The 1,132-nt window shown below is 71.8% G+C and carries 1 protein-coding gene; it reads right to left on the bottom strand.

What is annotated here, in order from left to right:
• On the bottom strand, positions 1-1,132 hold a 1,132-nt coding region (locus K6I34_RS37245; RefSeq protein WP_229332437.1), incomplete at both ends, for an ATP-binding cassette domain-containing protein.

Raw genomic sequence — 1,132 nt, 5'->3', positions numbered from 1 at the left:
GGTCAGATGGGGCTGTTCGGTGGCGGCGGTGACGTACCGGTGGTACTCGGGCGAGGCCTGGTACTGCGCCGCCCAGTCCCGGTCCGTGTCGTTCTCGAACGCCTCGAAGGCCTCCGGCCAGCGGTCGAAGCCGAAGAACGGCAGGGTCTCGGCCGGTGGCCCGTAGAACGCGGTCCTGCCGCCGGGGGCGAGGACCAGCAGCCGGTCGCACAGGTCGAGGCTGAGCACGCTGTGGGTGACGACGATGACGGTGCGGCCGCCGTCGGCCAGGCCGCGCAGCATGGTCATCACCGAGCGGTCCATGCCCGGGTCGAGCCCGGAGGTGGGTTCGTCGAGGAAGAGCAGGGAGGGCTTGGTCAGCAGCTCCAGGGCCACGCTGACGCGCTTGCGCTGGCCGCCGGAGAGGCTGTGGATGGGCTGGTCGGCACGCTGCCCGAGGCCGAGCTCGCCGATGACCTCGTCGACGCGCGCCCGCCGCTCGGCCTTCGCGGTGTCGCCGGGGAAGCGCAGCTCGGCGGCATAGCCGAGGGCGCGGCGGACGGTCAGCTGGGTGTGCAGGATGTCCTCCTGCGGTACGAGCCCGATGCGCGCCCGGAGTTCGGCGTAGTCGTGGTAGAGGTCGCGGCCGTCGTAGAGCACGGTGCCGCTGTCGGCGGGGCGCAGCCCGGTGAGGGCGTTGAGGAGCGTCGACTTGCCCGCGCCGCTGGGGCCGACGACGCCGAGGAGGGAGCGGGCGCGCACGGGGAACGACACGTCGTCGAGCAGGGTCTTGCGGCCCGCGTCCACGTGCACGATCAGGTCCTGGACGTCGAGCGAGACCTCGCCCGTGTCGACGTACTCCTGGAGTTCGTCGCCGACGAGGCAGAACGCGGAGTGGCCGATGCCGATGATGTCGCCCGTGCGCACGGGGAGGCGCCGCACGAGGTGGCCGTTGAGGTAGGTGCCGTTGTGGCTGCCGAGGTCCACGATCTCGTGGCCGCCGTCCGGGGTGGTACGGAGCTCGGCGTGGTGGCGCGAGACGACGAGGTCGTCCAGGACCAGGTCGTTGTCGTCGCCGCGGCCGATGCGGACGGTGCGGGGCGGCAGGTGGCGTACGGAGGTGGGCCTGCGCTGTCCCTTATTACAATCTGAC

The sequence above is a fragment of the Streptomyces sp. UNOC14_S4 genome, assembly GCF_020740835.1.
Lineage (GTDB): Bacteria > Actinomycetota > Actinomycetes > Streptomycetales > Streptomycetaceae > Streptomyces.
This window is presented reverse-complemented; position numbering and strand designations above follow the sequence as displayed.